General features: G+C 43.5%; 29 protein-coding genes. 18 read left to right on the top strand and 11 right to left on the bottom strand.

Features of this window, described 5'->3' with window-relative positions:
- Positions 1-6 precede the first annotated feature (6 nt).
- The 10 genes from atpA to A7D14_RS02895 all read left to right on the top strand — a co-directional run bounded on the left by atpA (position 7) and on the right by A7D14_RS02895 (position 9891).
- Entirely contained in the window at positions 7-1587 is a 1581-nt protein-coding gene (gene atpA / locus A7D14_RS02850) for a F0F1 ATP synthase subunit alpha (protein ID WP_067029735.1), read from the top strand.
- A gap of 102 nt (positions 1588-1689) precedes the next feature.
- Positions 1690-2550, top strand: a complete 861-nt coding sequence (atpG, locus tag A7D14_RS02855; protein WP_067030199.1) for an ATP synthase F1 subunit gamma — start codon at positions 1690-1692, stop codon at positions 2548-2550.
- 136 nt (positions 2551-2686) lie between these two features.
- Positions 2687-4156 carry a lipopolysaccharide biosynthesis protein gene (locus A7D14_RS02860; RefSeq protein ID WP_067029737.1) on the top strand — a complete coding sequence of 490 codons (1470 nt, stop codon included), beginning with the start codon at positions 2687-2689 and terminating at the stop codon, positions 4154-4156.
- Entirely contained in the window at positions 4146-4580 is a 435-nt protein-coding gene (gene dut, locus A7D14_RS02865; RefSeq protein ID WP_067029739.1) for a dUTP diphosphatase, read from the top strand. Before A7D14_RS02860 ends, dut begins: the two co-directional genes overlap by 11 nt.
- A 90-nt stretch (positions 4581-4670) precedes the next feature.
- A complete protein-coding gene (locus A7D14_RS02870) occupies positions 4671-4982 on the top strand; it encodes a GIY-YIG nuclease family protein (RefSeq protein ID WP_067029741.1) in 312 nt (103 codons plus the stop codon).
- A gap of 77 nt (positions 4983-5059) precedes the next feature.
- On the top strand, positions 5060-6076 hold the full coding sequence (locus tag A7D14_RS02875) for a sugar phosphate nucleotidyltransferase (protein WP_067029743.1): 1017 nt from the start codon (positions 5060-5062) through the stop codon (positions 6074-6076).
- Positions 6077-6141: 65 nt separating this feature from the next.
- On the top strand, positions 6142-7035 hold the full coding sequence (locus tag A7D14_RS02880; protein ID WP_141673202.1) for a tetratricopeptide repeat protein: 894 nt from the start codon (positions 6142-6144) through the stop codon (positions 7033-7035).
- Positions 7035-7823: a DUF4292 domain-containing protein gene (locus tag A7D14_RS02885; RefSeq protein ID WP_067029747.1), complete on the top strand. Its 789-nt coding sequence runs from the start codon at positions 7035-7037 to the stop codon at positions 7821-7823. The genes A7D14_RS02880 and A7D14_RS02885 overlap by 1 nt, the downstream gene beginning before the upstream one ends.
- Position 7824: 1 nt before the next feature.
- Positions 7825-9051 carry a murein hydrolase activator EnvC family protein gene (locus A7D14_RS02890; protein WP_067029749.1) on the top strand — a complete coding sequence of 409 codons (1227 nt, stop codon included), beginning with the start codon at positions 7825-7827 and terminating at the stop codon, positions 9049-9051.
- 3 nt (positions 9052-9054) lie between these two features.
- Positions 9055-9891, top strand: a complete 837-nt coding sequence (locus A7D14_RS02895; RefSeq protein ID WP_067029751.1) for an aldo/keto reductase — start codon at positions 9055-9057, stop codon at positions 9889-9891.
- A gap of 58 nt (positions 9892-9949) precedes the next feature.
- Here the strand turns inward: A7D14_RS02895 and A7D14_RS02900 are convergent, their stop codons facing one another.
- From A7D14_RS02900 to A7D14_RS02915, 4 genes are all read right to left on the bottom strand, one after another.
- Positions 9950-10252, bottom strand: coding sequence for a type II toxin-antitoxin system RelE/ParE family toxin (locus A7D14_RS02900; RefSeq protein WP_067029752.1), 303 nt, complete (start codon positions 10250-10252; stop codon positions 9950-9952).
- Positions 10237-10467 (bottom strand): hypothetical protein, encoded by a 231-nt coding sequence (locus tag A7D14_RS02905; RefSeq protein WP_067029754.1) that lies wholly within the window; start codon positions 10465-10467, stop codon positions 10237-10239. The genes A7D14_RS02900 and A7D14_RS02905 overlap by 16 nt, the downstream gene beginning before the upstream one ends.
- Positions 10468-10543: 76 nt before the next feature.
- Positions 10544-11056, bottom strand: coding sequence for an acyl-CoA thioesterase (locus A7D14_RS02910; protein ID WP_067029756.1), 513 nt, complete (start codon positions 11054-11056; stop codon positions 10544-10546).
- A 57-nt stretch (positions 11057-11113) separates the two neighbouring features.
- On the bottom strand, positions 11114-12058 hold the full coding sequence (locus A7D14_RS02915; protein ID WP_067029758.1) for an SPOR domain-containing protein: 945 nt from the start codon (positions 12056-12058) through the stop codon (positions 11114-11116).
- A gap of 105 nt (positions 12059-12163) precedes the next feature.
- On the opposite strand from A7D14_RS02915, the gene dprA reads away from it, so the two are divergent.
- The 3 genes from dprA to A7D14_RS20500 all read left to right on the top strand — a co-directional run bounded on the left by dprA (position 12164) and on the right by A7D14_RS20500 (position 13739).
- Positions 12164-13270, top strand: a complete 1107-nt coding sequence (gene dprA, locus A7D14_RS02920) for a DNA-processing protein DprA (protein WP_067029760.1) — start codon at positions 12164-12166, stop codon at positions 13268-13270.
- A gap of 165 nt (positions 13271-13435) precedes the next feature.
- Positions 13436-13603, top strand: coding sequence for a GIY-YIG nuclease family protein (locus tag A7D14_RS20495; RefSeq protein ID WP_313790797.1), 168 nt, complete (start codon positions 13436-13438; stop codon positions 13601-13603).
- Positions 13590-13739: a hypothetical protein gene (locus tag A7D14_RS20500; protein ID WP_313790798.1), complete on the top strand. Its 150-nt coding sequence runs from the start codon at positions 13590-13592 to the stop codon at positions 13737-13739. The genes A7D14_RS20495 and A7D14_RS20500 overlap by 14 nt, the downstream gene beginning before the upstream one ends.
- 97 nt (positions 13740-13836) lie before the next feature.
- On the opposite strand, the gene trpS is transcribed toward A7D14_RS20500, so the two are convergent.
- Positions 13837-14805: a tryptophan--tRNA ligase gene (gene trpS / locus A7D14_RS02930; protein WP_067029762.1), complete on the bottom strand. Its 969-nt coding sequence runs from the start codon at positions 14803-14805 to the stop codon at positions 13837-13839.
- Positions 14806-14889: 84 nt separating this feature from the next.
- A complete protein-coding gene (locus tag A7D14_RS02935; RefSeq protein WP_067029764.1) occupies positions 14890-15132 on the bottom strand; it encodes a GlsB/YeaQ/YmgE family stress response membrane protein in 243 nt (80 codons plus the stop codon).
- Positions 15133-15189: 57 nt separating this feature from the next.
- Between A7D14_RS02935 and A7D14_RS02940 the strand changes: the two genes are divergently transcribed.
- Positions 15190-15924, top strand: a complete 735-nt coding sequence (locus A7D14_RS02940) for a lysophospholipid acyltransferase family protein (RefSeq protein ID WP_067029766.1) — start codon at positions 15190-15192, stop codon at positions 15922-15924.
- Here the strand turns inward: A7D14_RS02940 and A7D14_RS02945 are convergent.
- The 5 genes from A7D14_RS02945 to recA form a co-directional block, all read right to left on the bottom strand.
- The gene (locus tag A7D14_RS02945; protein ID WP_255307372.1) at positions 15914-17083 is read right to left on the bottom strand and encodes a histidine kinase; all 1170 of its coding nucleotides are present in this window, start codon (positions 17081-17083) and stop codon (positions 15914-15916) included. The genes A7D14_RS02940 and A7D14_RS02945 overlap by 11 nt on opposite strands.
- 185 nt (positions 17084-17268) lie before the next feature.
- Positions 17269-18771, bottom strand: a complete 1503-nt coding sequence (locus A7D14_RS02950) for an outer membrane beta-barrel protein (protein ID WP_067029768.1) — start codon at positions 18769-18771, stop codon at positions 17269-17271.
- A gap of 11 nt (positions 18772-18782) precedes the next feature.
- Positions 18783-19313 carry an RNA polymerase sigma factor gene (locus A7D14_RS02955; RefSeq protein ID WP_067029770.1) on the bottom strand — a complete coding sequence of 177 codons (531 nt, stop codon included), beginning with the start codon at positions 19311-19313 and terminating at the stop codon, positions 18783-18785.
- 28 nt (positions 19314-19341) lie between these two features.
- Positions 19342-19785 (bottom strand): hypothetical protein, encoded by a 444-nt coding sequence (locus A7D14_RS02960; RefSeq protein WP_067029772.1) that lies wholly within the window; start codon positions 19783-19785, stop codon positions 19342-19344.
- Positions 19786-19879: 94 nt separating this feature from the next.
- Positions 19880-20887 (bottom strand): recombinase RecA, encoded by a 1008-nt coding sequence (gene recA / locus A7D14_RS02965; protein ID WP_067029774.1) that lies wholly within the window; start codon positions 20885-20887, stop codon positions 19880-19882.
- 310 nt (positions 20888-21197) lie between these two features.
- On the opposite strand from recA, the gene A7D14_RS02975 reads away from it, so the two are divergent.
- From A7D14_RS02975 to A7D14_RS02990, 4 genes are all read left to right on the top strand, one after another.
- Positions 21198-22229 carry a rhodanese-related sulfurtransferase gene (locus A7D14_RS02975; RefSeq protein WP_067029777.1) on the top strand — a complete coding sequence of 344 codons (1032 nt, stop codon included), beginning with the start codon at positions 21198-21200 and terminating at the stop codon, positions 22227-22229.
- 206 nt (positions 22230-22435) lie between these two features.
- Positions 22436-23599: a stage 0 sporulation family protein gene (locus tag A7D14_RS02980; protein WP_067029779.1), complete on the top strand. Its 1164-nt coding sequence runs from the start codon at positions 22436-22438 to the stop codon at positions 23597-23599.
- On the top strand, positions 23586-24074 hold the full coding sequence (locus A7D14_RS02985; protein WP_067029781.1) for a gliding motility lipoprotein GldH: 489 nt from the start codon (positions 23586-23588) through the stop codon (positions 24072-24074). The genes A7D14_RS02980 and A7D14_RS02985 overlap by 14 nt, the downstream gene beginning before the upstream one ends.
- 5 nt (positions 24075-24079) lie before the next feature.
- Positions 24080-26407, top strand: coding sequence for a penicillin-binding protein 1A (locus A7D14_RS02990; protein WP_067029783.1), 2328 nt, complete (start codon positions 24080-24082; stop codon positions 26405-26407).
- The last annotated feature ends 45 nt before the right edge of the window (positions 26408-26452 follow it).

The raw sequence follows: 26452 nt of genomic DNA on the forward strand, positions 1-26452 counted from the left end.
TAAACTATGGCAGGAGTAAAAGCCGCTGAGGTATCAGCAATTTTGAAAAAACAGTTATCAGGTTTTGAGGCCACCGCTTCCTTGGACGAAGTAGGTACCGTATTGCAAGTAGGGGATGGTATTGCCCGTGTGTACGGACTTTCCAATGCCCAATACGGCGAGTTGGTGGAGTTTGATGGTGGAATGGAAGGTATCGTTCTAAACCTTGAAGAAGATAACGTTGGTGTGGTTTTGTTGGGTCCAACCAAAGAAATCGTGGAAGGAGCTACCGTAAAGCGTACACAACGTATCGCATCCATTAAGGTGGGTGAAGGAATTGTTGGTCGTGTGGTGGATACCTTGGGAACTCCCATTGATGGGAAAGGACCTATTGCTGGCGAAACCTACGAGATGCCTTTGGAGCGCAAAGCCCCTGGTGTAATTTTTAGACAACCTGTAAACGAGCCATTGCAGACAGGAATCAAGGCGATTGATGCCATGATTCCAATTGGTCGTGGACAAAGGGAGTTGGTGATCGGGGATAAGCAAACCGGTAAGACCACCGTTTGTATCGACACCATCTTGAACCAAAAAGAATTTTACGATGCCGGTGAGCCCGTATATTGTATTTATGTGGCCGTTGGTCAGAAAGCATCCACAGTTGCGGCTATTGCCAAAACTTTGGAAGATAGAGGGGCATTGGCCTATACCACCATTGTAGCGGCGAATGCATCAGACCCTGCTCCTATGCAGGTGTATGCTCCTTTTGCCGGTGCAGCGATTGGAGAGTACTTCAGAGACACAGGTCGTCCTGCTTTGATCATCTATGATGATTTGTCAAAACAAGCGGTTGCCTATCGTGAAGTATCCTTGTTGTTGAGAAGACCTCCAGGACGTGAAGCCTACCCTGGTGACGTATTCTACTTGCACTCCAGATTGTTGGAGCGTGCGGCTAAAGTCATTGCAGATGATGGTATTGCAAAGAACATGAACGACCTTCCAGAGGTGTTGAAGCCTATGGTAAAAGGTGGAGGTTCATTAACGGCATTGCCAATTATTGAAACACAGGCAGGTGACGTATCGGCCTATATCCCTACCAACGTAATTTCCATTACGGATGGTCAGATATTCTTGGAGCAAGATTTGTTCAACCAAGGGGTGCGTCCTGCGATCAACGTGGGTATCTCTGTATCTCGTGTGGGGGGTTCCGCGCAGATCAAATCCATGAAGAAAGTGGCCGGTACCTTGAAATTGGACCAAGCCCAGTTCCGTGAACTGGAAGCTTTTGCCAAGTTCGGTTCCGATTTGGATGCCGCTACATTGAACGTCATTGAAAAGGGTAGAAGAAACGTTGAAATCTTAAAACAAGGTCAGAACGATCCTTTTACCGTAGAAGATCAGGTGGCCATCATCTTTGCAGGTTCCAAGAACTTGTTGCGTGATGTTCCTGTGGATAAAGTAAAAGAATTTGAAAGGGATTATTTGGAGTTCTTGAATGCCAAGCACAGGGATGTATTGGATGCCCTTAAGGCCGGTAAATTGACTGATGAGGTTACCGACACCCTTACTGCGGTTGCGAAAGACCTTTCAGGGAGATATAGAGCATAATAAGAATTGTCATTCCTGCTAGCACCCTGAGCGTAGTCGAAGGGAAGCAGGAATCCATAACCAAAAAGATTCCGCATCAAGTGCGGAATGACAAATAAGAAAATGGCGAATCTAAAGGAAATACGGAACAGGATATCATCCATCTCTTCAACGATGCAGATTACCAGTGCCATGAAAATGGTATCGGCTGCCAAGTTGAAGAAAGCCCAGGATGCCATTACGGCCATGCGTCCTTATTCGGATAAACTTACCGAACTGTTGCAAAGCCTTAGTGCGAGTTTGGATGGTGATGCGGGCAGTGCATTCACGGACAACCGGCCCGTCAATAAAGTTTTGGTGGTGGCCATCACCTCTAACAGGGGGTTGTGTGGAGCATTCAACACCAACATCATTAAACAGAGCAGAACTTTGGTGGGGCAAACCTACGCAGGAAAGCAGGTGGATTTTGTGACCATTGGAAAGAAAGCCAACGATATCCTCCGCAAAAAGAACACCATCGTTGCAAATCATAGTGATGTCTATGACGATTTGACATTTGAAAACGTTGCTGAAATAGCCGAGTTCTTAATGGCTCAATTTACGGAGGGCAAGTATGACCGAATTGATTTGGTCTACAACAAGTTCAAGAATGCGGCCACCCAAATTGTGATGTCCGAGCAGTTCTTGCCCATTGCTATTTCTGATGAGAAAGCCTCCAGTGTTTCAGATTACATTTTTGAGCCATCCAAGGCGGAGATTGTGGAGCAGTTGATACCAAAATCATTGAAGACCCAATTGTTCAAAGCTATCCGGGATTCCTTTGCCAGTGAGCACGGGGCCCGTATGACGGCGATGCACAAGGCAACCGACAACGCCAAAGACCTTAGGGATCAATTAAAATTGACCTATAATAAGGCAAGACAGGCCGCCATTACCAATGAAATTTTGGAAATTGTTGGTGGGGCCGAGGCGTTGAACGATTAGAGTTGATTCGATAAAAATTATAAAAGCCGCAAACTAAGCGGCTTTTTTTGGCTCCAAACCTTTTATCATATATGGAATAAAGCGTTTTATGTAACTTGTGACCACCTAAAAGAGGTTTTTAAAGAACACGCACCTATTGAACCCATTAAAAAGGCTTTTTAAACAGACTTTTATTTATGGCCTGGCTACGGTAATGCCCCGGGTCATTTCCTTTTTTCTGTTACCACTCTATACCGCTGTTTTTGAAAATGCAGCGGGGTACGGGCAGTATACCAATATCTATGCTTGGATAGCTATTTTCAATGTCTTTTTGGCCTATGGCATGGAGACCGCTTTTTTTAGGTTTTACCATAAAACGGACGACAAGAAAAAGATCATATCCACTTCGCTGATATCCCTTTTGGCCTCTTCCCTCTTGTTTTTGATCATTGCGCTGTCCGTAAAACAGTGGTTGTCCAATGTAACCAACATCAATGCGGATTATATTAAGTTCACCACTTTTATCTTGGTGTTGGATGCTTTGGTCATTGTTCCGTTTGCCTTGTTGAGGGCCCAGGAAAAACCCATGAAATATGCCGTCCTAAAGACCATTAATGTGGCCATAAATTTGGCCTTTAATGTGTTTTTCTTGCTTGTTTTGCCCAAAATGGCGCAAGAAAATCAGTCGGAGTTTTTTAATGCCATCTACAGGGAAAATTGGGAAATCCATTATGTGTTGCTTTCAAATGTGATTGCCAGTGGTATTACGCTTTTGATTTTGTTGCCCACATATATCAAGGTCCCATACCTATTTGATACTGATGTGTGGAAGCAGATGATGAAATATGCAGGTCCCGTAATGTTGGCCGGGGTTGCGTTTACGGTCAATGAAGTGCTGGACAAGATTTTACTGACCGAGATATTGCCAGCGGACATTGCAGAAACCGAAGTGGGAAAATATGGCGCATGCTATAAATTGGCGCTGTTCATGACCCTGTTCGGAACTGCGTTCCGGATGGGGGTGGAACCCTTTTTCTTCAGTCACGCCAAAACGGAGAAACCACAAAGGACCTACGCACAGATCACCAATTATTTTGTGATTCTGGGGAGCATTATCCTTTTGGGCGTTGTGGTCTACATTGATATTTTGGGCAAGCTTCTGATTCGCAATCCTGTTTATTGGGAAGCTCTTGATGTTGTCCCCATTATTTTATTGGGCAGTTTCTGTTTGGGCATATACCATAACCTTTCCGTTTGGTACAAAGTAACGGACCAGACCAAATTTGGGGCCTACATTTCATCTGTTGGCGCATTGATTACCCTGGTCACCAACATAGGGCTCATTCCCAAAATAGGCTATATGGCTTCAGCTTTGGCTACCTTGGCCGCTTATGGTAGTATGATGGTGCTGTCCTATTTCTTCGGAAGAAAATATTACCCGGTACCCTACAACATGCGGAAGATTGGGTTCTATCTTTCCGTTTCAATTCTATTTTCAGCCCTTTCCTTCTACGTTTTTAATAGAAATTTAATAGGGGGCAGCCTACTTCTTTTGTTATTTTTGGGATTGATTTACAAAATGGAAGGAGAAAATCTAAGAACCCTATTTTTAAGACGTGAAGATTAAGATCATCAACAAGTCAAGCCATGTATTGCCCCATTACGAAACCTTGGCTTCCGCAGGAATGGACCTTAGGGCAAACATTGAGTTGCCCATTGTATTAAAACCCTTGGAAAGGGCCATTGTCCCTACAGGAATTTATATGGAACTTCCCTTGGGGTATGAAGCCCAAGTAAGGCCGCGGAGTGGATTGGCGGCAAAAAAAGGAATCTCGGTACTGAATGCCCCTGGCACCATTGATGCAGATTATCGGGGTGAGGTAGGCGTGATTCTGGTGAACCTTTCATCCGAAGAATTTACTATTGAGAATGGAGAACGTATTGCCCAAATGGTCATTGCCAAGCACGAACGTGCCGAATGGGAAGAAGTGGAATCCCTTTCGGAAACGGATAGGGGAGCTGGTGGATTTGGCAGTACGGGAACAAATTAAATTCCTGCGAAGGCAGGAATCTCTTTGAAACAATCATTAGCCATTGGAGTTAGGATGCTCATAGCAAGTTGGATAAACTCAACCAAATAAATGAAGTGTTGGACTGTCCAAATAATGATCAATCGACCTAACGGAGTGCTTTATGTTGATGTTACGGATAATCTGGATGAAAGAGTAAAAGAGCATAAGTTAAAATTATATCCAAGGTCTTTTACCGCTAAATACAATTGTGACAAACTTGTTTATTTTGAAGAGTTTGATGATGGACAGGAGGCAGTAAAACGAGAAAGGCAAATGAAAAAATGGAAAAGGGTTTGGAAGGTCAAATTAATAGAAAATTTTAATCCAAACTGGGTTGATATCAGCCTTAACTGGAAATTGAATTATAATAAATCAAGATAAATCTTGTTGGAGTACTTAGAAAACAAGCAAAGTTTAACCGCAAAAAATAGACACCTGCCTTCGCAGGTGTGTGAAATATGAAAATAATCGTACCCATGGCGGGAAGAGGTTCCCGATTACGACCACACACTTTAACCGTACCAAAACCACTCATTCCCGTTGCTGGAAAACCCATTGTGCACCGTTTGGTGAGCGATATTGCCAAGGTGTTGGGGGAACCCATCGAGGAGGTAGCCTTTATTCTGGGGGACCCTGCTTTTTTTGGTGATGATGTAGTGGATAGTTTGATGCGATTGGCAAAAGAATTGGGCGCAAAAGGTTCAATATACCGGCAAGACCAACCCTTGGGAACAGGCCATGCCATTATGAGTGCCAAGGAATCGTTGAGCGGTCCTGCGGTAATTGCTTATGCGGATACGTTGATCCGTGCCGATTTTGATCTGGACAAATCTGCTGACAGCGTTATTTGGGTGAAGCAGGTTGACCACCCCGAAGCCTATGGTGTGGTAAAATTGAATGATGCCAATGAAATAGTTGAGCTGGTAGAAAAACCAAAGGAGTTCGTCTCGGATTTAGCGGTAATAGGCATCTACTATTTTAAGGATGTCGGGATTCTTAAAAATGAGCTACAACACGTTTTGGACAACGATATAACCCATGGAGGGGAGTATCAAATCAATGATGGGATTAAACGCATGATGGAAAAGGGCATGAAATTTGTTCCTGGTAAAGTGGATGAATGGATGGATTGTGGCAACAAAAATGTGACCGTGGAGACCAACCAACGCATGTTGGATTTTTTGGAAAAAGACGGGGAAAATCTGATTGCTGATTCAGTAAAACAAGAGAATGCCAATATTATTGAGCCCTGTTTTATTGGTGAGAATGTTGTGATCAAAAACAGTACGGTGGGACCTTATGTGTCCGTGGGGGCCAATACGGTTCTGGAGAATACAACCATTAAGAACAGTCTTGTACAAAACAATAGTAAAATATACAATGCAAATTTAGACAATGCCATGATTGGCAATTATGTTGTTTTTAATGGTAATTTTGAAACCATAAGTATTGGGGATTATTCCGTTTTGGAATAAGGCAATATGTCTTTTATTGATATAATGGCGTTAGGGATAGTATGAATGGAAAGTTTCTTTTTTGGATGTGCTTAGTTGTGTCCACGCTGACATGGTATCCCACCTATGCCCAAGAAGAACAGGAAAGCGCGGAAGTATACCTCGAAGAATATACCGATAAGTTTCAAGAGAATTTCTTTGAGGCTCTCAAACAAAAAGGCATCCAAAATTATGACAGGGCCATTGATTTGTTGTTAAAGTGCAAACAATTGGATCCATCCAACAGTGTGGTGGATTATGAATTGGCCAAAGCCTATGCAATGGACAAGCAATATGTGCAGGCCCAAGAATATGCCGTGAAAGCCCTGAATGCAGAACCAACCGATTTTTGGTATTTGGACAACCTTCTCCATGTATTGGAAAAAGAAGGGAGCCCTCTGGAAGCAGTTAAACAGGAGATTCCTTTTGCCAATCAAAAGTTACAGCAAAACCTTGCTTTGGGATATTTCAAAATGAGAAAATACAACGATGCCCTCAAGGTTTTGGAAGGATTGGGCAGTTCTGCATTTGCTGAGGAACTGACCTCAAAAATAAAAGACTCCCTTCAAACTAAAAAGGAGGAAAGAACAGTTTCACCCGTGGTAACAAGTCCAAAAAAGGATGACCCCACGGCGCAATATCGATCACAAATAGAACAGCTGTTATCTGCATCAGATTATGGCCAATTATTGGCCATTTCCAAGGAGGCACAGGATTCCTATCCGTTGCAACCCTATTTTTATTATGCGTATGGAGCAGCATTGAACAACACCTCCAATGCCAATAAGGCCATTGAGGTTTTGGAAAGTGGGTTGGATTACCTTTTGGACGATGATCAATTGGCCAACAAGATGTACAGCGAGCTGTCCAAGGCATATACAAGTATTGGCAATGCATCCAAAGCCAATGAATATTTGAACAAGATAAAACCGGGATTATAATGGTTGGGTTGAAAGACATAGGAGGAGAGAAACGGTTGTGGGTATTGATTTTATCAATGCTGACACTTGGTGCATGCAAAAGTACCAAGACGGTTACCGGAGGGGAAGTGGATTCCCGGATGTCCGCCAAAAACATCATTGACAACCATTATACCAATCAACCCAATTTCAAGACCTTGAGTGGGCGCATCAAAATTGATTACTCCAATGGGGATGAAAGTCAAGGTGTAAATGTCAGTCTTCGGATGGAAAAAGACAAGGTCATTTGGATGAGTGCACCGCTGGGTATGGTCAAGGCACATATTACACCAAATAAAGTATCATTCTATAACAAACTACAGAACGAATATTTTGATGGTGACTTCAGTTATCTGAGCCATGTTTTGGGAACCGAACTCGATTTTGAAAAGGTCCAAAACCTACTTCTTGGCAATGCGGTTCTCGACCTGAGAAAGGAAAGATTCTCCTCTTCCGTCACTCAGGGCAACTATCAATTGAAACCAAAAAAGGCTAAGGACTTGTTCAAAATCTTATTTCAGGTGGAGCCCAAAAACTTTAAGATTGCCGCCCAACAAATTTCACAACCGGATAGTTTACGACAGCTCCTGGCAAAATATACCTATCAGAATGTTTCTGGAAATGTGCTTCCAGAGGAAATTAAGATTTTGGCAGAGGACAAAGGCGAATTAACAACCATTGACCTGAGTTTTCGGAACCTGGAACTGAACAAATCCATGAGTTTTCCTTATAAAGTACCAAAGGGATTTGATAAAATTACATTAAAGTAATATGGCAAATAAAGTTTCATATTGCATTTATTATCTGATTTTTACGATTTTTATTTCCTTTTCTGGACATGCACAGACCAGTGAACAGAAGGCGCTGGAGGCCAAAAGGGAGCGGTTGCAGGAGGAAATCAAGGAAATCAATAGATTGCTCTTTGCCGAACGCAAGGAAAAAGGCACCATTTTGGATCAAATGGAGGCATTGGACAACAAAATCAATGTCCGGCAAGAGCTCATTCGGGTCACAAACCAACAGTCCAATTTGCTCAACAGACAGATCAATGTCAATATCAGAAACATCAGTAAACTCCGGGAAGACCTAAACATATTGAAGGAGGACTATGCCAACCTCATTCAAAAGACCTATCAAAACAAATCCCAGAGCAATAGGTTGATGTTCTTGTTGTCTGCCGAGAACTTCTTTCAAGCCTTTAAACGGTTGCAATACATGCAGCAATATGCCAAGCACAGAAAAAAGCAGGGCGAGGGCATTATCAAAAAAACGGAGGAGTTGGCCAAATTGAACCAGGATTTGGTGGAGCAGCGAAAGCAAAAGGATCAACTTGTAGCCGAAAACACCAAAGCCAAGAATGAACTTTCCAAAGAGGTTGAATCACAGCGGGACTTACTGAGAAGCATACGGCAAAACGAGGCAAAATATACCGCCGCCATTGCCGAAAAGCAAAAAGAGGCCCGCAGGATTGAACGAGAAATTGAGCGGTTGATACGGACGGCCATTGCAAGTTCAAATAAAAGTTCCGGCAAGTCCAGTAGCAGCACCACTTTTTCCCTTACCCCTGAAGCCAAATTGCTGGCAGACAACTTTTCGGCCAATAAAGGGAGACTTATTTGGCCCGTGGAGAAAGGAATAAAAAGTCAGGGCTATGGGATTTATGCCGATAAAATTTATCCCGGGATCAAACATCAGAACAACGGAGTCACAATCGCCACTGACAAGGGCAGCCAAGCCAGGGCCATTTTTGAAGGGGAGGTCATTGCCATTATCTCGGTTCCCGGAGGAAGTAAAGGTGTTACCATAAAACACGGGAATTATATCAGCACCTACTACAATCTATCCACATTGTATGTGAAAAAAGGGGATAAGGTAGCTGCAAAAGAGGTGTTGGGCGACATTTACACCAATCGGTTTGACGGCACTACAAAACTGAAGTTTTATTTGTACCAAGATTCCAATCGTTTAAATCCGGAAGATTGGATATATCAATTATAACACATGAAGAAAATTACCAACCTACAAGGAACTTTTGAATTGCACAACGGGGTCCAGATGCCCTATTTGGGACTGGGCGTCTATCTGTCCGAGGATGGCAGTGAGGTCATCAATGCGGTAAAAGAAGCCCTTAATCATGGGTATCGGCACATCGATACCGCCTCTTTTTACCACAATGAAAATGGTGTGGGCACCGGAATCAAGGAAAGTGATGTGGACCGTAAAGATGTTTTCTTGGTCACCAAGGTTTGGAACACGGAGCAAGGGTACGAGAACACCTTAAAAGCGTTTGATGCAAGCTTGAAACGTTTGGGTACGGATTATCTCGACCTGTATTTGGTTCATTGGCCTAAAGAAGGGCTTTATAAGGAAACTTGGAAAGCCTTGGAGAAACTTTATAAGGAAAAAAGAGTCCGAGCCATCGGCGTGAGCAACTTTTTACAGTACCATTTGGAAGATCTGTTGACCTCTGCGGAAATTGTTCCCATGGTCAACCAAATGGAGTTTCATCCATATTTGGTGCAGCAAGACCTTATCGATTTTTGCACATCAAAAGGCATCCAATATGAGGCTTGGTCTCCCCTTATGCAGGGCAATATCTTTGATTTGGACATCATGAAGGACTTGGCGGCCAAATACAACAAGACCATTGCCCAGATTGTACTGCGGTGGGATCTTCAAAAAGGGGTGATCACCATTCCAAAATCATCCAATAAAAATCGAATTATGGCCAACGCCGACCTTTTCGATTTTGAACTCAGCGAGGAAGATGTACAACTTTTGGATGGCCTGGACCGTGGAAAACGTTTTGGTCCAGATCCGGACAATTTTGATTTCTAATTTCGTTCAAGCAGGGGTTTGATAAAAGGATGGGTTCTACAACTGGAAAATATCCACATCAGTATTCCAAAGGTTCTTTTTTGGCATATCTGACTCTCAAGATATACACAGCAGTTTTCTCAACAAGATAAGATATCCGATAGGAGTGCCTTTCATAAGCCCTGACATTTCCTTTATTGTCCCGCTTCAGCACATCAAGTTTGTAAATTTCGGGGTTGGTGGTCAAAATGTTGACGGAATTATAAATTTCTGTAATGACCCTTATGGTTGTTTCAATGGACTTTGACTCTTCCAACAAATTTAGAAATGCTAGGTTCAAGTCTGTTTCGGCCCGGTGTGTCCAGATTATTTTTTTGCCCATTTTTTGATATGCTCACCCACGTCCTCATGGGTGTATAGCTCCCCTTTCCCTATTTGGGCAATGGACTCGTCCAGTTCCTTATTGTATTGTTCCAGACTGATACGTTCGTCATCGTCAGCATAACTGTCGGCCATGGCCTTAACGAGCCTCAAGAACCTGTGATCGGCCTTCTTAACGTATTCCAGTACACTTTGTCTCAAATCCAAGGTTGCCATACTGTTCTGTGTTTGCTATAGTAAAGGTACAATTTTCATTCTATAGCTTTTATGTTTATTGTACAGAGGCTGATTTCTAAGTAGTAAACAAAGCCTTCAACTCTGTGGCATCGCTAGGTTTCATTTTCCCGGCCAGGACCAAGCTCAATTGTTTGCGCCTAAGGGCAGCGGCATAGCGTTCCTTTTCCAAATCCGTTTCAGGTTCCAGAGGGGGCACTTCCGTGGGCTTTCCGGTATCATCTACCGCCACAAAGGTGTAAATGGCTTCATTGGCCTTGGTACGCTCCCCTGTAAAACGATCCTCGATCCAAACATCAATAAAGATTTCCATGGAGGTTTTGAAGGCTCTAGAAACAGCGGCTTCCACGGTTACCACACTTCCCAAAGGCACGGCACGGTTAAAGGCCACATGGTTCACCGAAGCGGTCACGGTAATCCTTCGGCTATGCCGACGGGCCGCTATGCTGGCTGCCCTGTCCATTCGGGCCAAGAGCTCCCCTCCAAAGAGATTGTTCAAAGGGTTGGTCTCGCTGGGCAAAACCAAATCGGTCATTACCGTTCGTGATTCATTGGGAGTTTTAGCACGCATACCTGTAATTTTGCGCAAAGATATTGAAGTACGGTATCGTTTTAAAGAAAAGAAGGCTTATTTCTCGGAAAGCAACCAAGCATCGCGGGATTCCGTAGCTTTTACCTTTCTGAGGAACACCAAGGCATCCTTGGGATCCTCAAAGCTGTCATAAGCCACTTGATGAAGCCCATATTTGTTCACCCCTAAATAAAAGGCACGATATCCCTTTTCCTTGAGTTGGTTCACCCGTTTTTCAGCATTTTCTTCCATGCGGTAGGCACCGGCAATAACATGGTGTTTGCCCAGTTGTCTTTTGTTGACATTGATGTTGATGGCAGGCAGCTCCAAGGGATCACTTTCAAAGAAAGTGGCTTCCTGGATCAAACGGGAAACTTCATGTTGTGCATCTTGTTGGGCGGCCACCTCTTTTTGTTGAAGGTCGCCATAGGTTCGGTACGAAGTAACGCCCAAAGAAATGGCCAAAAGGAAGATGGCGGCATATTTCAACCAGGGCCTGAATGAGGACTCTTCACGTTTTTCAGGCGTGATGATGAACGGAATCTTTTCTTCCAACTCCTCAACTTCTTCCTTCAACACTTCACGTTGAATGGGTGTTGCTGCGAATGCAGAGAACCCAAATGAGGATGTCAAATAATTGACCCTGTTCTCGGGTTGAAATTGAATACGTTGTTCTCGGTTGAGCCAAAGCTTGCCAATTCCAAAAAGTTCCAGACTTTCACCAAGCTGCAATTTTTTGTTCCACTCCTCGGCCACATTTTCCACTTCGTGGAGCAATTCCTCATAGCCCAGTTTCTTTTCCTTGGCAATATGCGATACCAATAGGCCGTCATTTTTGCTCAATTGGGCATTAAAGGAAATGGACTTGGAAGGCGGAATCAGCGTATTGGTCGCCGTATCGATTTCTGCGGATTTTCCATGCGCCAAGAAAGCCCCAAAACCGGGAACCACGACACAATTGTATTCAAACAGTAATTTTTCTATGTAGGAATCAATACGCATAGCCACAAATATTGTAAAAAAAGCAAGAGCAGAAAATAAGCCGGATAACTTTTTATTAACATTTGAAAATCTGTATTTTGTGGACAACTTTGATGCCCAAATCAAATGACTGAACCTGAAATTATTGCGGCACTTCGCCTGCAGGCCATTCCCAATATTGGCGATATTACGGCCAAAAAATTAATTGCCCATTGTGGTAGTCCAGCAGCTGTTTTTGAGGACAAAATCCAACATCTTTTAAAAATTGATGGGGTTGGCCGATTTACTTTGAACGGTCTTCACGATGCTTCTTATTTGGATGAGGCCGAAGAGGAATATGAATTTATATCCAAAGAAGACATTTCCCTATCCTATTTTTTGGATAAGGATTATCCGGCCTATCTGAAGCATTGCGTGGACGGCCCCATTGTGCTTTTTCAACGGGGAAACATCAACCTGAACCAAAAAAGGATCATTAGCGTGGTGGGCACCCGAAATATTACCAACTATGGCAGTGCATTTTGTGAGAAGTTTATAGAGGAGATTGCCCCACTGAATCCCATTATTGTGAGCGGCTTTGCTTATGGAGTTGATATCACTGTTCAAAAAGCAGCGATGGATCATGGACTCCAGACCATTGCCTGCCTGGCCCATGGATTGAACCAAATCTATCCCAAGGCGCACAAAAAATTTGCTTCCAAGTTGGAACAGAACGGTGGGTTCATTACTGAATTTTGGAGTTCCAGCAACCCAGACCGGGAGAACTTCCTCAAACGAAACCGAATCATTGCGGGTATCAGCGAAGCTACAATTGTGGTTGAGTCAGCTGAAAAAGGAGGGAGTTTGGTCACTGCAGATTTGGCCAATGGATATAATCGGGAGGTGTTTGCCGTACCGGGCAGATGTTCGGACAAGTTCAGTAAGGGGTGCAATGACCTCATCAAACAGCAAAAGTCCCATTTGTTGACCTCAGCTGCGGAATTGGTCTATCTTTTGAACTGGGATTTGGACGAAAATAAGGAGGAATCTCCCGTACAAAAACAGTTGTTCATCGAATTGGATGAAACAGAACAGTCAATCTACTCCTACTTGCAATTGAACGGAAAGCAGTTACTGGACACCGTGGCCTTGGAGTGCAATCTGCCCATTTTTAAAACCTCTTCCACACTTTTGGGCATGGAAATGAAGGGAGTGATCCGGCCACTGCCCGGCAAACTGTTTGAAGCGATTTGATGAAGGTCATTTTGAGCTGTCATCCTGAGCAAAGCGAAGAATCTTTTTGATGATGATGGAATAAGAGGGATTCTTCACCTCCGTTTTACTCCGGTTCAGAATGACAGGGTAGTTTGTCATACTGAACGCAGTGAAGTATCTCCAGTAATAAGTAAATGAATAATAATGGCCAAATACTATGTTTACATTCTGACCAATCGACACAAAACAGTGCTCTACACAGGAATGACAAATAATCTGTCAAGGCGATTAATGGAACATAAGGAGAATATTCAATTGATCAAAAAAAACCTTTGCCGCCAAATACAAATGCAAGCACTTGCTCTATTATGAAAAGTATACCTGGGTGCAAGATGCCATTACTCGTGAAAAGGAAATAAAAGGATGGATTAGGGCCAAAAAGATTGAATTGATACAAACCACTAATCCAAATATGGATTTCTTGGAAGGAGAATTTCTTTTTGAATAAAAATGTCATGCTGAGCGTAGCGAAGCATCTTTTGGATGTCTGCCGGATGCATTACGTGGGATTCTTCACCTTCGGTTCAGAATGACATAAAATATAATTAATACCCCAACTTCTCCCGCACGCGTCCCAAAACACCATTGGCCACTTTCTTGGCCTTTTCCGCACCAAAGGTCAGTGCCTCGTCCACCTCGTTCAGGTGGTTCATGTAGTAATCAAACTTTTCCCGGGGTTCTTCAAATGTTGACAAAATGAGCTCATACAAGGCCTGTTTTGCATGTCCGTAGCCATAATTCCCGGCAAGATAGTTGGCGCTCATTTCTTCAATCTGTTCTTGGTTGGCCAACAGTTTGTAGAGTGCAAATACATTGTCCTTGCTGGGATCTTTGGGTTCTTCCATGGGCGTACTGTCCGTGACGATACCCATGATCTGTTTGCGCAGTTTTTTATCCGGTTGAAAAATATTGATGAGGTTACCGCGACTCTTGCTCATTTTTTCCCCGTCCGTTCCGGGAACGTACATGGTCTGTTCATGGACTTTGGCTTCGGGAATTACAAAGGTTTCTCCCATCTGGTTGTGGAAACGAGAAGCCACATCACGGGTCATTTCCAAATGCTGAAGTTGATCTTTCCCTACGGGAACAATATTGGCATCGTAAAGCAAAATATCCGCGGCCATGAGCATGGGATAGGTGAACAGCCCGGCATTTACATCTTCCAGCCGATCTGCCTTGTCCTTAAAGGAGTGGGCCAAAGTCAACCGTTGATAGGGAAAAAAACAGCTAAGGTACCAGGCCAGTTCGGCCGTTTGGGGTACATCGCTCTGACGGTAAAAAACAGTTTTTTCAATATCAAGGCCAAAGGCAAGCCACGCAGCCGCAATGGCATAGGTATTGCTTCGCAACAGTTCCCCATCTTTGATTTGGGTAAGGGAATGCATATCAGCAATAAAAAGAAACGAATCATTTTTGGGATCTTGGGCCATTTCAATGGCGGGGATGATTGCTCCCAAGATATTTCCCAAGTGGGGCGTTCCAGTACTTTGGATTCCGGTCAGAATTCGGGCCATGCTTTATTTTTGCCCGTAAAAGTAAGCATCCCGCTCATATAAAAAAAGCGGCCTTGGCCGCTTATAATTGGATTTTTCTACAACTCATTTTTTAAAGAGGCCGGCAATAAAAAGAATTACCACGGCACCTATGACCCCTGTTATGAGGTCTCCGAGAACACCGGACGCCACATGGACCCCCAATGTGGAGAACAGCCAATTGCCTATTACACCCCCAACAATTCCCAAAATAATGTTTATAAGGGCTCCAAATCCACCGCCTTTCATAATTTTGCCCGCAAGCCATCCGGCGAGGGCACCAATCAATAAAGCATACAAAATACCCATATCCTAAGTTTTAATGGTTAGTCCTCTAAAGATATTCAAAAATTCTACTTTTGAGGTATGCATGTAGCAATCAAAAATGTGGGGCATTTGTTGTATAGGGTGTGGTTCTATATTTTGGTTACCGTTCCCATTTTTTTGTTTTTCCCCATCTTGTTGCTACTGACCATTTCTGAACAAACCTATCCCCAATTTTTTTGGATGGCAAGGAATTTTTGGGCCAGGCCCATAGTGTACGGTATGGGGTGTTTTCCAAAAATTGAACGGGAACAGCATATGGAAAACGGGAAAAGCTATATGTTGGTCGCCAACCATACCAGCATGTTGGATATTATGCTGATGCTTTTGGTGAGTAGAAATCCTTTCGTGTTTGTGGGCAAAAAGGAGTTGGTGAACATTCCCATTTTTGGATTTTTCTACAAACGGGTCTGTATTATGGTGGACAGGGACAACGTTCGCAGCAGAACAGGGGTGTATCGCCGAGCTCAAAGAAGATTGGATCAAGGGTTGAGCATCTGTATATTCCCGGAAGGTGGGGTGCCCGAAGAGCATGTTGTTTTGGATGAGTTTAAGGATGGGGCCTTTAAAATGGCCATTGCCCATAAGATTCCTGTGGTACCCATTACTTTTTATGACAACAAAAAGCGGTTTTCATTTACTTTTTTTAGCGGAGGACCGGGAAGGATACGGGCCAAAGTGCACCAATTTTTTGAAACAGGAATTCTGGCAGAGGAAGACAAATCAACGCTTCGGGAAGAGGTAAGGGAGGTCATTCTAAAAGAGCTTACAGGTTAAGGTTGGGAAGTTTTATGGAGATAATGCCCTCGTACTGCCCATTGTTGTCCGTTATGGAGACATCATTGGTTATGTGGTAGTCTTTCACAGCATTCAAAAGCCGCACATGATCCTGCCACTTCAAGATTCCTTCCCTATATTCGGGTTGGTTGGCCATATTTGATTTGGTACCTGGACATTGATGTAGCACTTTTAAGGCCACTTCACTTTCCGAAATGGTGAAGGTTACATTGAAAAAGTGGTTTTTTTCAATGTTTGACATGGCCTTCTCTATGATGTTCTCAAAAAGGGTCTGGATTATAAAGGAAGGAATAATGGCATCATTCATCGATTTTGGGCTAGACTCCATATTGATGGCATATTCAAAAGAACCATCGTACCGAAGTTTTTGAAGCTTAAGATAGCCATGCAGCATTTCTATTTCATCAGCCAGCACAACCGTATCATGCTCTATGTGGTTCAGATAAAACCGGATAAGTTTGCTGAATGTTGACAAGTATTCCATGGCCATCCTTTTCTTCTCGGAGGCAACAAAATATTGGATAGCGTTCAGTGCATTGAACACAAAATGTGGGTTCATCTGCGAGTTCAGTGCTCTTAGCTTCAGCCCCAACATTTCTTCCTTTATTTTATAAAGCCTGTCCTGCTCGTCCAAGAGCGCTTTTGTGGCACGCACACTTTTGATCTTAATTGCGCAGATGGATGCTATGGCCGAAAGCATTTTCAGGTGATGGAGGTTAAAAAAATTGATGTCGGGGTGCTCACAATCTATAACACCATAAATAGTGTTTTCATAAGTGATGGGCACACAGATTTCAGAGAGCCGCATCTCATCGTCCTTTATATATCGGGGGTCTATGGAAGTGTCATTAACAATTTCCGCTACGCCTGTCTGGGCCACATGACCGGTTATTCCCTCCCCGATAGAAATTTCAACAGGATTGTACAGCGTTTGGTCCTTAGGGTTTTTGGGGCCATAGGCCGCTTTTTGGATCAGTAGGTTGTTGTCATAGTCAATGAGGTAGATCACACAATCCACAAAATCTAATTTTGAAATACAGTTTTTGGCCAGATCCCACAAGATCTCGGTCTCGTTTTCCTTTCCCAACAATGATTTTGAGAAATATATAAGGATATCTTCAAACTGCTTGTTTTTCAAACTGATATGATTTAGTGCTAAGCTGTAATAAAGTAACAAATTTTTAAAACAACTTGCTTTTATTGGGAACTGATTATCAATTTCTTGGGAAAAACATTCTAAAAAAAGAAAACGCCCCGTCAATAGAACAGGGCGCTAATTTGATTGCCTAAAGGGGCAATCTTCCTAACCAACATTTTAAATCTCTAAAACTTAAAGCTTACACCACTGTATATTCCAATGGAGAAGGGTTGAAATTCACCCGCAGTTTTAGAAAACGTATTCATTTGATATTTAAAAACAGGCTCTACACTAAGCTGTACTTTGGGAGAGAAGTCGTAGTTGAGCCCCATTCCAAAATTGGCACTAAAGTTTACATCGTTTGCATTGGTGGCCTCGCCCACTTCGGTCACTAAACCTTCAGACTCTACCAAAACAGAGTTGTCCACAAGGAACAGGGAGCTCACCCCACCGATGAGGTCAACGCCAAATTTCCTGTCAAGGATAGCATAGTTTAGCTCAACAGGCACTTCTATGTAGCCCAGTTGCTGTACCATTTTTCCATCCAAAACGGGAATTTCATTGGAAGAAAGTTCCAAGAATGCATCGGTTGGGATGTTGTTTGGGAGGCTATTTTTACTTTGGACCACAAGGGTCTCGGATTTTTGACTGTAATTGATATTGTCAAGCTTGTCATTGGATGCAATTCTTGAAGAAGAGGAAAATAGTACATCATTGGTGTCGTATCCATAATTTACACGATGCACCCCAGAACGTATCTTCAACTTTTTGCCAATTTCATAGGCCACGGAAAGACCATAACTTAAATTAAGGTTCCCCGATTTGGAGTTTGAGGCGAAATCCGAATGGATGGGGGAGCCTTTTCCGGAGGCACTTGTATATACTGGAGCTACCGATGGGCCAACCGACCATTTCCCAGAAGAGGTGTTGTCCGCGACCACTTCTTCCGCTTCCTGCTCCTTTATGGCATCAAAAATGGACTTCTTTTCAATTTCATCTTCTCTTTCTTCATTGATGGCTACGGCCTCTTCTTTTTGCTGTTCCTGTCTATCTTCAACGGATTGTTTCTGCAATTCGCTATTCTGGGACAGGTCTTGCGCAATAGCCTTGTCATTGTCAGAAACAGGGTTGGCAAGGTTTTCCTCTTCAACAGTTTTATCAGACATGGCCAAAGCAGCTGCTTCCTTTGTGTTTTGAATAGGGGAAAGGTCATCTTGTGTTTTGGTGCGATTTTTTTCCACCAAGTCAGTTTCAGCCACTTGCTGCCTGGAGGTAAGGCTTTGGTTGGGGTTCATGGGGCCCTGTGCATCCTGATTTTCACCTTCCTCAGTTTTGGAAGAGGTCTCAACCAATCCATCTGCATTATTGTTGATGGAAGAAGGGTCCATTTCTTCTCTGCCTTTTTCTGTTTGATTTTCTTGAATTGAAGGATCTACTACATGGGTTTCGGTATCCGTTACAATGATCTCATTTTGTTGCTGTGCATTTTCAAACGGATTGATGATGTAGAACAACACGGCCAATACCGCGGCCACCCCGCCAAGTCGCCACCAAAGTGGAACCAAGCGTTTTTTCTGTTTCTTCTTGTCCAAGGAAGCCTCAATGGAATCCCAGACCTTATCATCCGGAACTTCCTGAAACCCCTCAAAGGCCTCCTTGAACAATTGCTCTAAGTTCTTTTTCCCCATCGTTAAATTCTTTACGCAATATTTATTTTTTCTTTTTCTATTTTTTCCCTCAGAATCATTTTGGCGCGGGCCAAATTGGACTTTGAGGTTCCCGTGGATGTCCCCAACATCTCACTTATCTCTTTGTGGCTATACCCATCCAATACATAAAGGTTGAAGGTAAGCCTGTACTTGTTCGGTAATTCTTGAATATATCCCAAGAGGGTGGACAGGCTTATATCCGTCCCCTCCGTGTCCACCTCGGTTTCTTCGCCAATGTTTTCAGAAACCACATTGAGGTGTTGTTCTTTTCGGTATTTCTGCAATACAGTATTTACCGTGATCCGTTTGATCCACCCTTCAAAGGAACCTTGAAAACCATATTGGTCTATTTTGCTGAAAATGGTCATAAAACTGTCGTGCAGATTATCCTCTGCCTCAGTTTTATTCTTGGAGTACTTGAGACACATACCGAAAAGAATACCGGAATATCTCCGGTATAGTTCGGCTTGTGCCTGCCGTTCTCCTTTTTTACATTTATGTATCAGCTCTTCAAGATCCAAATGTTGGTCAATTTTGGATTATTGATGTCTAGTTTGTTGTTGATTCGCCTACCACAGGAACGTCGTATTCCAAGTAGACGGCTTCGTCATTTTCATCTTGCCCCGCATAAAACTTAAAATGATACTCGCCAGTGAAAATCACATGGAACTGCATTGTGGCAACAACTTCTTCAGTGGCCTGCGTGCATGCCAAACCCTCATTTGTCAATCTAGACCCGACCACAATCACTTCACGATCGGTCTGTCCGGTTTTAACAACATCGAACCCTTCAAAATATGTGCAACCATCGGGTCTAACATAGGTGACGTCAATATCATAGGTTTCGTTGAGTTCAAAGGACTCGGGCATATCCACCGCCACAACATCCAATGAGGTAAAGTAAAAATTTGGGGTGTCATCATCCAGTTCACATGAACTGAACCATAACCCTGCCACAAGAAAAACTAGGGGCATAAACACGTTTCTTATCATAAAAATCCTTTTTTATCCCTAGATGTGCAGTATAGACAAGGGTTGCGTAGGATTTTCACAAGCAAAAGTTAAACACCCAAAAAGCAGGGCCAACTTATGCTTTAACTGCGGAAATGGCCTCCTTGATCTTGTCTTCCAATTCTTCGGAAAGTTCTGGATTGTCTGCCAAAAGTGCTTTTACGGCGTCTCTTCCCTGCCCCAGTTTGGTATCGCCATAACTGAACCACGAGCCGCTTTTCTTTACAATTTCATAGGCAACACCCAAGTCCAGGATTTCCCCAATTTTAGAGATTCCCTCACCATACATGATGTCAAATTCCGCAGTTCTGAATGGAGGGGCAACTTTGTTCTTCACCACCTTTACACGGGTCTTGTTTCCTTGTACATCCCCATCCGTGTCCTTGATCTGGGTGGACCTTCTGATATCCAATCGAACAGAAGCATAAAATTTAAGTGCATTTCCACCCGTGGTGGTTTCGGGGTTTCCGAACATGACCCCGATTTTTTCACGCAACTGGTTGATGAAGATCACGGTACACTTGGTCTTGCTGATGGTTGAGGTCAATTTTCTGAGGGCCTGCGACATCAAACGGGCATGAAGCCCCATTTTGGAATCGCCCATTTCGCCCTCGATCTCACTTTTTGGTGTAAGGGCGGCAACGGAATCCACAATAACAATATCAATGGCCCCGGAACGAATCAAGTTCTCGGTGATTTCCAAAGCCTGTTCTCCGTGATCGGGCTGTGATATGATGAGGTTATCGATATCGACTCCCAATTTTTTAGCGTAGAAACGGTCAAAAGCATGTTCTGCATCAATAAAGGCAGCAATCCCGCCAGCTTTTTGTGCCTCGGCAATGGCATGAAGCGTCAATGTGGTCTTACCGGATGATTCTGGACCATAAATTTCAATGACCCGCCCACGAGGGTATCCACCCACGCCCAGGGCAATGTCCAATCCCAACGATCCAGAGGGTATCGCCTCAACATCTTCCACCACACTATCCCCCATTTTCATGACGGCACCTTTGCCATAGGTCTTGTCCAGTTTGTCCAGTGTTAGTTTGAGGGCTTTTAATTTTGCTTCTTTTTCGTTGCTCATGGTTCAAATGATTAGGAAGGCTAAATTACCATTTCTTTCCACATACGGCAAAAGCCACGCAACCTTTTTATACGAATTGAATCTAAGGGGTACTAACTCAATATCCATAGAGCTGACTTCAGCTCGAATGCAAGGTAGGGGAGAAAATATAGCTGTGAAAAAGTCTAAGGTGGTTTTAAGGGCTTCTATTTATTAGAGGCCCTTTTTCCATCTACCTACCAAGAATTTTTATCTTTGCACTTGTTTTTACAATAAACCATTCTTTAACCTGTCTGCCGACAGGCAGGCTTAACTTAACTATTGGTATAGCATGCAACTGTACAATACATTAAGTGCAAAGGAAAGGGAAAAGCTTATTGAGGAAGCCGGAAAAGATCGGCTTACCATCTCTTTCTACAAATATGCACACATTGGAAACCCCAAGATTCTAAGAAACCATCTTTTTATCGCTTGGGATAAAATGGAGGTTCTGGGCCGGATTTATGTGGCCCACGAAGGCATCAACGCACAACTTTCAGTGCCCGCCGAGAATTTTACTGACTTTAAGACCCATTTGGACAGCATCTCCTTTTTGGAGAATGTTAGATTGAACATCGCCATTGAGCAGGACAATAAATCCTTTTTAAAACTGAAGGTGAAAGTTCGCAAGAAAATTGTGGCCGATGGATTGAACGACCATACTTTTGATGTGACCAACAAAGGCATCCATGTGGGAGCCGAACAATTCAATGAACTTATCGAAGACCCCAACACCATTTTGGTGGATATGCGAAATCACTACGAAAGTGAAATAGGCCATTTTAAGAATGCCATTACCCCTGATGTGGATACCTTCCGGGATTCCCTCGACATTATTGAGCAGGATTTGGCAGATCACAAAGAGGACAAAAAATTGGTGATGTATTGCACCGGAGGAATCCGCTGTGAAAAAGCCAGTGCCTATTACAAGCACAAAGGATTTAAAAATGTATACCAACTGGAAGGGGGGATCATAGAATACACCCGCCAAGTGCGAGACAAGAAACTAGAGAACAAATTTCTGGGGAAAAACTTTGTTTTTGACCATAGAAGGGGAGAGCGCATCTCAGAAGATGTCATTGCCCACTGTCATCAATGTGGAAAACCTTGCGACACGCATGTCAACTGTGCCAACGAAGCCTGCCATTTGTTGTTTATTCAGTGTGAGGAATGTGCAACCGCAATGGACAATTGTTGTTCTGTGGATTGCAAGGAAATCCATGCGCTGCCCTATGAAGAACAAAAAAAGCTGCGCAAAGGCAAGGGGGCCAGTAACAAGATTTTCAAAAAAGGACGATCCCCTGTATTGAAATACAAGAAGTAGCATTTCAATACCCCCGCAATTTATACTATATTTACATAGTAATTTTTATGAACCCTATTGAGGTTGCTCAAAAAAGATGAGGAGTATTTGAATGTCACATCGAGCGTAGTCGAGATGTACATTGAAATCCAGTTGTTTTAACGAGTTCTCGACTCCGCTCGAACTGACAGCTTGTCTTTTTGGAAGCCTCAATCAAGATATTAAATATGGCGTGTAGCAGTTGTTCAACCGGCAAGGATGGACAACCGCGTGGTTGCAAGAACAATGGGACTTGCGGCACTGATGGTTGTAACAAGCTGACCGTTTTTGATTGGCTTTCCAATATGTCGTTGCCCAACGGTCAAAAACCCTTTGATTGCGTTGAGGTACGTTTCAAGAATAGTAGAAAGGAATTTTACAGGAATGTGGACAATCTCCCCTTGTCCATTGGCGATGTTGTGGCCACCCAGGCAAAATCCGGTCACGATGTGGGCATGGTGACCCTTACCGGTGAATTGGTTCGGGTGCAGATGAAACGGAAAAAAGAGTCCCCAGATGACAGCACTATCCCAAAAATTTATAGAAAGGCCACCCAGCGCGATATTGATGTTTGGCAAAAGTGCCGGAATAGGGAAGAAGAAATCAAAAAACGTTCTAGAGAAATTGCCATCTCGCTCCGACTTGAAATGAAACTGAGCGATGTTGAGTTTCAGGGCGATGGATCTAAAGCCACATTCTACTACACCGCGGAAGATAGGGTGGACTTTAGGCAATTGATCAAGGATATGGCCAAAGCCTTTGGCATCCGGATTGAAATGCGCCAGATTGGGTACCGCCAAGAGGCCCAACGTTTGGGGGGTATTGGTTCCTGCGGGCGGGAATTGTGCTGTTCAACATGGTTGACCGACTTTAGATCCGTGAGCACTGCATCCGCCAGATACCAACAATTGGCATTGAACCCACAGAAATTGGCAGGGCAGTGCGGTAAGCTCAAATGCTGTCTCAACTATGAACTGGACATGTATTTGGAGGCATTGAAGGATTTTCCGCCACAGGACAGTAAACTTTTGACCAAAAAAGGATTGGCCTTTTGCCAAAAAGCAGATATTTTTAAGGAGACACTTTGGTTTTCATACAGGGATGATCCCGCAACATGGCATGCTTTGCATAAGGAACAAGTGCTCGAAATTTTGGAACTCAACAAGAAAAACGAAAAGATTGACAGTCTGGAAGAATATGCTGAGGATAATGTGAGCGATGAAAAAATGGCCTTTGAAAATGTGGTTGGGCAAGATAGCCTCACCCGATTTGATAGGCCCAAGAACAAGAAAAGAAGAAACAAAAAACGCAGAAAGCCTAAATCCAAAGCATCCTCCAATGCGAAAAAATAGCCTACTTTCTCTCCTAACATTGGCTCTGTTCTGGTCGTGTAATGATCAAATGGTCTTTTCAGAGTATGAACCTTTGAAAGATGGGAAATGGGAAATGGACAATGTGGTTCAGTTTGAGTTTTCCGGGATGGACTCCATCACCCCCTATAATATGTTCATCAACATAAGAAATGATGATACATTTCCGTTTAGTAATCTGTTCTTGATTACAGAACTGGAAGCCCCCAATGGCAATACATTGAAGGATACATTGGAGTACAAAATGGCCGAGCCTACTGGTGAATGGTTGGGGAAAGGACTGGGGAGTGTCAAGGAAAATAAACTTTGGTTTCAGGAAAACGTCGTTTTCCCGGATTCTGGCGTATATAAGGTGAATATTTCCCACGCCATGCGCAAGAATGGCGATGTGGAGGGTATCCATATTTTGGATGGCATTACAGATGTTGGTTTGGAAATAGAAAAAAGTACCCAATAAAAGCAATGGCAAAGAAGGTTCAAAAGAAACAACAAGGATATTTTAAATTTATTAAATGGTTCTGGATACTTTTTGGGTCCGGCGTTCTAGTGGTCATATTCATTTTTCTATTGGCATCATGGGGTGCTTTTGGAGAGATGCCAACCTTTGAACGTTTGGAAAACCCAGAGACCAATCTGGCCACGGAATTTATTTCTTCGGACGGGCAGACCTTGGGGAAACTCTATTTGGATGACAACAGAACCTGGGTAGATTACGATACGTTGCCACAAAACTTGGTGGATGCCTTGGTCGCCACAGAAGATGCAAGATATTACAGCCATTCTGGAATAGATGCAAGAGGGACCTTGCGTGCAATCCTGTTTTTGGGGACAAAAGGAGGGGCCAGTACCATTTCACAACAGCTTTCCCGTCAACTTTTTGTTGGAGTACGTTCCCGAAACCTTATGGAAGCCGTTACCCAAAAGATAAAGGAATGGGTCATTGCCACGCGTTTGGAACGAAACTATACCAAGGAGGAAATCATAGCCATGTACCTCAATATCTATGATTTTGGCTATGCTGCGGACGGTATCCGTTCTGCCTCCAGAATCTATTTTGGTAAAGAACCCTACGAACTCAGAATTGAGGAATCCGCTGTTTTGGTGGGTATGCTCAAGAATTCATCCCTGTATAATCCCATTCGGCGCGAAGAACTGGTTTTCAACCGAAGGAATACCGTTTTAGGTCAAATGGCCAAGTATGACTATATCACCGAAGAGCAAAAAGACTCTTTGCAACAGTTGAAAATGAAAATCAATTTCAACCCAGAATCGCACCGAGAAGGATTGGCCACCTATTTTAGGATGTATCTTCAACGATGGTTGAATAATTGGGTAAAGGAAAACCCAAAACCGGATGGTGAAAATTGGAACATCTATCTGGATGGATTAAAGGTCTACACCACGGTCGATTCGAGAATGCAACGCAATGCAGAGGAAGCCGTGCAAGAGCACATGAAAAATTTGCAGGCCGAGTTTTTTCATCAAAACACACCCAAACGAAACCCTTCCGCCCCATTTTTAGACCTTACCAACGGAGCTATAGATACCATTATGGATCGAGCCATGAGGCGTTCCGCAAGATGGAGGCATCTTAAAAGAGAGGGGTTGTCTGATACAGAAATTGAAGCCACGTTCCAGAAAAAGGAGGAAATGACGGTTTTTGATTGGAACAGCGATTCTTTTGAAAAGGACACCATTATGACCCCAATGGATTCCATCCGCTATTACAAGACTTTTTTAAGAACGGCCATGATGTCCATGGAACCCCAAACAGGTCACGTGAAAGCTTGGGTGGGGGGAATAGATTACAAGCACTTTCAATACGATAATGTTTATCAAGGGGCAAGACAAGCGGGATCCACGTTCAAACCATTTGTATATGCAGCCGCAATTGATCAATTGCGCTACTCGCCCTGTGAATCCTTGCCAGACAACCAATATTGTATAGAACCGGGTAAACACGGTAATATGGAAGCATGGTGCCCCAAAAACTCCGATGGAAAATACTCAGGGAAAAACCTGACCCTCAAAAACGCATTGGCCAATTCGGTCAATACCATCACCGCCCAATTGATAGACAAAGTGGGCCCAGGATCCGTGGTCTCCATAGCCAAAAGCATGGGGCTTAATAAAAATATCCCCGAAGTGCCATCCATTGCATTGGGAACCCATGATTTTAATGTATATGAAATGGTGGGGGCTTATGGCACCTTTGCCAACCAAGGCGTATATGTGAAGCCCGTGATGGTCACCCGGATTGAGGACAAAAATGGAACGGTGCTCTATGAATACACCCCAGAAACCAAGGATGTCTTAAGTAAAGATGTGGCCTATGCCATGGTCAATCTGATGGAAGGGGTGACCCAGTATGGCTCTGGAGGAAGGTTACGACATTCCTTTGCAAAAGACCAAACTGTATACAAAGAAATTATAACGGGCTATCCGTATGAACTCACCAACCCTATCGCCGGAAAAACAGGAACCACACAAAATCAAAGTGATGGCTGGTTCATGGGCATGGTACCCAATTTGGTGACCGGTGTGTGGGTAGGAGGCGAGGAGCGGTCCATTCACTTTTCAAGCCTTACCTATGGACAAGGAGCATCCATGGCCTTGCCCATTTGGGCCTTGTACATGAAAAAGAACTATGCCAATGAGGAATTGGGAGTTTCCAAAGATGCATTTGAGGAACCTGAGGAGATGTCCATCAATGTGGATTGTGCCAAACAAGCCCAAGAGGAGCAGGACGATTTGGATACGGAGGATGATTTGGACGATATCGATTTTTAGTCCATTTTCCCCTTAAAAAAAAGCAGCCCCAAGCATAAAATGTCT

Origin of the sequence: Allomuricauda sp. CP2A (genome assembly GCF_001683915.1) — a bacterium.
GTDB lineage: Bacteria > Bacteroidota > Bacteroidia > Flavobacteriales > Flavobacteriaceae > Flagellimonas.